The following is a 5533-nucleotide window of genomic DNA, read 5'->3' on the forward strand; positions in this document are numbered from 1 at the left end:
TCAGACATGTTACCGCTCGATTTTCGAACCGTGAATCACGCCGCTGGACGGAAATCAATGGGTCCTGACCCTAAGCCGAAGCCATCTCCTAGTCCACAGCCGAGCCCGGCGCTAAAACCCTCCGCTAGAAACACGCTTATTCCGCAAAAGGACTATGGGATCGTTTGGCCGGGGCGACTTCAAAGGCACCATGAGATTTGGGAAGAGTTGCAATTTGGTTTGGACCTAGGAAAGCACCGCAATGCAATCTCGGTTCTATTTCGAGTCCTTCTTGAGATCTCAATTGAGAACTATGTGGCCCAACATGGCATGGCTGTGCATCAAAATGACAAGTTGTCGGCGAAGGTACAAAAAGTGGGGCAACACCTATTTGACGACGACAAAATTGGCAAAAAGCAATTGGCCGCAACGAAGAAATTTGGGCAGCTGGACCAGCTTGTTTCAGCGGATACGCTTAACCGCTATGTGCACTCCCCTGACTTCGCGCCGTCAGATAAACACCTAATGGCGATGTGGGATAGTATGGCAGAATTTATTGTTCGCTGTCTTAAAGCTTGAGTGTGGTCTTGATGGATTGAGGGAACCGGTTTCGAGTTGTCCCGGCACTCTTTGCCCTAGGAACAACAAAAAAGAGGCCCCACGGGGCCTCCTGATCTTCTAGCCGGACTGCGCCTCAAATCAGCTCTCGCTGAGGGCGACCTTCATGTCCTTGACCTGGTAGATTACCTCTCCGTCGGCCTCGACGATGCCGTCGGCGACGCCCATGGTCAGGCGGCGGGTCTGGATGGCCTTGGTGAAATCCACCTTGTAGGTCAGCATCTTGCGGTCGGGGCGCACCATGCCGGTCAGCTTGACCTCGCCCACGCCCAGGGCATAGCCGCGCCCCTGCCAGCCGCGCCAGCCGAGGTTGAAGCCGGTCAATTGCCACAACCCGTCAAGGCCCAGGCAGCCGGGCATGATCGGGTTGCCGGGGAAGTGGCAGTCGAAGAACCACAGGTCGGGGGTGATGTCGAACTCGGCCAGGATGTGGCCCTTGCCATGGGCGCCGCCATCCGCGCTCACCTCGGTGATGCGGTCCATCATCAGCATCGGCGGAGCGGGCAGCTGGGCATTGCCGGGGCCGAACAGCTCGCCTCGGGCGCATTTCAGCAAGTCTTCTTTGTCAAAGCTGCTCGGGTAATCGGCCATGCTGGCGGTACTCCTGCCTTCGGGTGTCAGTTGTTTAGCTGGCCCCCTGTAGCACCGCGCCAAAGGGTCCTGCAAGCCTTCTGCACGGGGTGGAAGGGGCAGGGACATGGGGTCGCAGCGGTCAAGGTGGCTGGCATTCTAGAAGGATTCTATTTGAAAACAGCCCTGCAATGCCCCTATATATATGGTCAGCAACGCGAGGCAGGATCTGCACATGACGCCAAACAGCGAAGATCTGGCAACCAAATGGCTGGGACAGGCCGGTTTGCGCCCGACCCGGCAGCGGGTGGCGCTGGCCGAGCTATTGGTCGGGGATGGCCAGCATCGCCATGTCACCGCCGAGAGCCTGTTTGAATCCGCCAAGGACAAGGGCGCGGCCGTGTCGCTGGCCACCGTCTACAACACCCTGCGCGCCTTCTGCGAGGCGGGCGTCTTGCAGGAAATCACCGTGGACGGGTCGAAAAGCTACTTTGACACCAACACCCATGATCACCCCCATTACTACTGGGAGCAGGATGGCCGCGTCAGCGATGCGCCCTCGGATCAGCTGGTGATCCAGAGCCTGCCCGATGCGCCCGAGGGGATGGAGATCGCCTCGGTCGATGTGGTGATCCGCCTGCGCAAGAAGTGATCCGGCCCACAGCCCTTTGATGCGCCCTGCGATGATCCGCGGGGCGTTTTTCGTTGTGTGGCCTTCTGAGGCAGTTTGGGTTTGAACCCGGCGCGGATCGGGGGCAGGCTCTGGCCAGATACCGACAAGAACATTCGGAGGCCGCCATGATTCACCCGCTCCTGACCCAGGATCACATCGATCAGTACCAGCGCGATGGCGTCGTGGTGGTGCGCGGGCTGTTCCGCGATCAGCTGGAGCTGCTGCGCGCCGGGGTGGAGGCCAACATGCAGGCGCCGGGGCCCTATGCGTCGAACAATGAAAAGCCGGGGCAGACGGGGCGGTTCTTTGACGATTACTGCAACTGGACCCGCATTCCCGAGTTCGAGGAGGCGATCCAGGCCTCCCCGGTGGCCGAGGTGGCCGCCGATCTGATGCAATCGGACCGTGTGCAGATGTTCCACGATCACGTGCTGGTCAAGGAGCCGGGCACCTCGATGGCGACGCCCTGGCACCAGGATGGCCCCTACTACTTTGTCGAAGGGCAGCAGACGATCAGCTTCTGGTCACCGCTGGATCCCGTGCGCGAGGCAACCCTGCGCTGCGTTGCGGGATCGCACGCCTGGGAAAAGGAAGTGCTGCCCACGCGCTGGGTCTCAGAAGAAGGGTTTTTCCCGGACGAAGGCCAATACATGCCGGTGCCCGATCCGGATGCCGAAGGCATGACGGTGCTGGAATGGGAGATGGAGCCGGGCGATGCGGTGGCCTTCAACTATCGCACCCTGCATGGCGCGCGCGGCAATACCTCTGACCAGCGCCGCCGTGCGTTCTCCCTGCGCCTGGTGGGAGAGGATGCGCGGTACGTAGAGCGTCCGGGCCGCACCTCTCCACCCTATCCGGGGCACGACATGCAGCCCGGCCAGCGCCTGCGCGTGGATTGGTTCCCGGTGCTGTTGCAGCGGTAAGGGGTGTTCAGACCTGATTGCTCAGAACCACTGCCCCGGCTCCATCAGGCCCAGATCCAGCAGTTGCCGCGAGTGCCACTCGAATGGCACCGAGTTGCGCCAGCGGAAAGTCTGGATGTCGAAGGAGGATCCGGGGTTGCGCTTCAAGGCCTTGGCGGTGCGGAAGGAGCAAATGGCTGCCGTCAGGTTGTGATGCCAGGGGCAGGCGTAGGTGTTGTACTCGGCGATATTGAAGGTGTGGTTGGGCAGAAGCTCCAGATCGGCGCGGGCGCGGAACAGGCTGATCCGGTCGATCTTGCGGCTGGTCCAGGGGATGTGTTCCTCGTGCCGCCAGCGTACTCCGCCAAAGAAGTCGAGCTGCCGTTCTTCCGGGGTGCTGTTGGTCCCGATATAGCGGGCCTGGGCATAGTAGCCGGATTTGTCCAGATAGGCATCGCTCAGTGAGACGGCATCGGGCTGCGCCTCCAGATCGCCCGCATAAAGGTCGATCACATAGGTCAGCATTGCGCTGCGCTTTTCCTCGGTGTGGAAGGTCAGCATTTCCGCGACCGTGCGCGTTTCGCAGAAGGGAAAGAACAGGAATTCCGCGTTGTAGCAGTAATATAGCCAGCATCCCGGGCTGGCGGCGCGGATCACCTGGTTGATCGCGGCAAAGACGTCCTCTGATCGGCCGCAATCGAAAGAGACCCGTTCGATGCGCGCGGTTACATCGGCGGGCAGGTCGAACCCATCGGGCATCAGCGCGACCACCGACTTGAAGCCGCTTTGCAGATGGTGGCGCAGGGTGGCGGCAACTTCGACATCGTCCTCGACAAAGATCAGGGCAACCGGACCCTTTTCGAGCAGGGGCCGCCGGGCGCTCAGGAACATATCGAGGGAAGAATGGATCACGGTGGCCTGCTCCTGCCGTTCTGGCATTTGCCCCCAAAATCGGGTATCAGCGCGCGCATTGCAAGCGGCGTCATTCCCCTGTAAGGCAGGCCGCTGATCTCCCTTGTCCTGCTATAAAGGCATTGAACCCATGAGCGCGCCCAAGAAGCTGTTTATCAAGACCTACGGCTGTCAGATGAATGTCTATGACAGCGAACGCATGGCCGAGGCGCTGGGCGGGCAAGGCTATGTGGAGACGAAATCGGCCGATGACGCCGATATGATCCTGCTCAATACCTGCCACATCCGGGAAAAGGCCGCCGAAAAGGTCTATTCCGAACTCGGCCGTTTCAAGGGGCTGAAGGCGGAAAAGCCGGATCTGAAGATCGGCGTTGCGGGCTGTGTCGCCCAGGCCGAAGGCGAAGAGATCATGCGCCGCCAGCCGCTGGTCGATCTGGTGGTCGGCCCGCAAAGCTATCACCGCCTGCCGGAAATGGAGAGCAAGGCGCGCGAGGGGCAGAAGGTGCTCGACACCGATTTCCCCGAAGAGGACAAGTTCGAGAAGCTGAAGAACCGCCCCAAGGCCAAGCGCGGCCCGACCGCGTTTCTGACCGTGCAGGAAGGCTGCGACAAGTTCTGCGCCTTCTGCGTGGTGCCCTATACCCGTGGCGCCGAGGTCTCCCGCCCGGTTGCGCGCATCATCGGTGAGGCACAGGAATTGGTGGAACGCGGCGTGCGCGAGATCACCCTGCTGGGGCAGAACGTCAACGCCTACCACGGCGAGGGGCCGAATGGTGCGGATTGGACGCTGGCGCAGCTGATCTGGGAGCTTGACAAGATCGACGGGCTGGAGCGCATCCGTTTCACCACCTCGCACCCCAACGACATGATGGATGACCTGATCGAGGCGCATGGCAGCTGCAAGAAGCTGATGCCCTATCTGCACCTGCCGGTGCAGGCGGGATCGGACCGGATCCTGAAACGGATGAACCGCAGCCATACTGCCGAAAGCTATATCCGCCTGATCGAACGCATCCGCGCCGCGCGCCCCGATATCCTGATCTCGGGCGACTTCATCGTCGGCTTCCCGGAAGAGACCGAAGAGGATTTCCAGGCGACGCTGGATCTGATCGAGGAAGTCAAATACGGCACGGCCTATTCCTTCAAGTATTCGACCCGCCCCGGCACCCCGGCGGCGGAACGCGCCCAGGTCGAGGCCGCTGTGGCTGATGAGCGCCTGCAGCGCCTGCAGGCCCTGCTGAGCCGCCAGCAGCGCGAGGTTCAGGACAGCATGGTCGGGCGCGAGGTTGGCGTGCTTTTTGAAAAGGCTGGCCGCCTGCCTGGGCAGATGGTGGGGAAATCCGACTACCTGCACGCCGTCCATGTGGCCGATTGTGATCGCGCAATCGGTGATCTGGCACGGGTGCGGATCGTCTCTTCGGGGCCGAACTCGCTGGCCGGAGAGTTGATCTGACAGGGCAGGCTGCCTGCCCTGCGATTCCGTCTGTCCCTGGCCGATGTTGCTGCTCTCCGGGTGTGCGCCCCGGTGAGTGAGTCCTTATTGCATCCATTTTGGAGACAATTTTAAGAAATTGGTTTGAGTGTTGGCTGAAACCGCATAGTTTCTTAAAAAAAATTGTTCTCACCACGCGCGCTGGGGCAAATAATCGTGTAGTTTTGCGTGTGTATATCGAATGTTGCCTGAAATCGCCAAGTTTGCGTATTGGTGGCAGGCTCCCTGGGGGCTTAGGGGAAGGAAATCTGGTTGTGCTGAATTTCAACAGAAAGAACATAGGCGCTGTGCTGGTCGCTGCCATGGCCGCACTAGGGTCAGGACTCATAGCCAGTAAATGACGAGCGCTGCGAGTGCGATGGCTGACAGGAAGACCTTTGGGCACCT

General features: G+C 60.6%; 6 protein-coding genes. 4 read left to right on the forward strand and 2 right to left on the reverse strand.

What is annotated here, in order from left to right; genetic code table 11:
• A partial coding sequence (locus PXK07_RS18475) for a hypothetical protein (protein WP_274849774.1) occupies nt 1-558 on the forward strand: 558 nt, incomplete at its 5' end.
• Nucleotides 559-678: 120 nt separating this feature from the next.
• Here PXK07_RS18475 and fabA read toward each other — a convergent pair.
• Complete coding sequence (gene fabA / locus PXK07_RS18480; protein WP_274849775.1) at nt 679-1188, reverse strand: bifunctional 3-hydroxydecanoyl-ACP dehydratase/trans-2-decenoyl-ACP isomerase; 510 nt, start codon at nt 1186-1188, stop codon at nt 679-681.
• 214 nt (nt 1189-1402) lie between these two features.
• On the opposite strand from fabA, the gene irrA reads away from it, so the two are divergent.
• On the forward strand, nt 1403-1819 hold the full coding sequence (irrA, locus tag PXK07_RS18485) for an iron response transcriptional regulator IrrA (RefSeq protein WP_274849776.1): 417 nt from the start codon (nt 1403-1405) through the stop codon (nt 1817-1819).
• Between the two features lie 146 nt (nt 1820-1965).
• Nucleotides 1966-2763 carry a phytanoyl-CoA dioxygenase family protein gene (locus PXK07_RS18490; protein ID WP_274849777.1) on the forward strand — a complete coding sequence of 266 codons (798 nt, stop codon included), beginning with the start codon at nt 1966-1968 and terminating at the stop codon, nt 2761-2763.
• Between the two features lie 21 nt (nt 2764-2784).
• Here PXK07_RS18490 and PXK07_RS18495 read toward each other — a convergent pair whose 3' ends face one another.
• The gene (locus PXK07_RS18495; RefSeq protein WP_274849778.1) at nt 2785-3654 is read right to left on the reverse strand and encodes a glycosyltransferase family 2 protein; all 870 of its coding nucleotides are present in this window, start codon (nt 3652-3654) and stop codon (nt 2785-2787) included.
• Between the two features lie 130 nt (nt 3655-3784).
• Between PXK07_RS18495 and miaB the strand changes: the two genes are divergently transcribed.
• Nucleotides 3785-5107: a tRNA (N6-isopentenyl adenosine(37)-C2)-methylthiotransferase MiaB gene (gene miaB, locus PXK07_RS18500; protein WP_274849779.1), complete on the forward strand. Its 1323-nt coding sequence runs from the start codon at nt 3785-3787 to the stop codon at nt 5105-5107.
• The last annotated feature ends 426 nt before the right edge of the window (nt 5108-5533 follow it).

The organism is Phaeobacter sp. QD34_24, from assembly GCF_028890115.1.
Lineage (GTDB): Bacteria > Pseudomonadota > Alphaproteobacteria > Rhodobacterales > Rhodobacteraceae > Phycobacter.

Bases quoted from the DNA above. Each gene is read 5' to 3' on its own strand.
- fabA (WP_274849775.1), bottom strand. From the start codon at position 1,188: ATGGCCGATTACCCGAGCAGCTTTGACAAAGAAGACTTGCTGAAATGC.
- irrA (WP_274849776.1), top strand. From the start codon at position 1,403: ATGACGCCAAACAGCGAAGATCTGGCAACCAAATGGCTGGGACAGGCC.
- PXK07_RS18490 (WP_274849777.1), top strand. From the start codon at position 1,966: ATGATTCACCCGCTCCTGACCCAGGATCACATCGATCAGTACCAGCGC.
- miaB (WP_274849779.1), top strand. From the start codon at position 3,785: ATGAGCGCGCCCAAGAAGCTGTTTATCAAGACCTACGGCTGTCAGATG.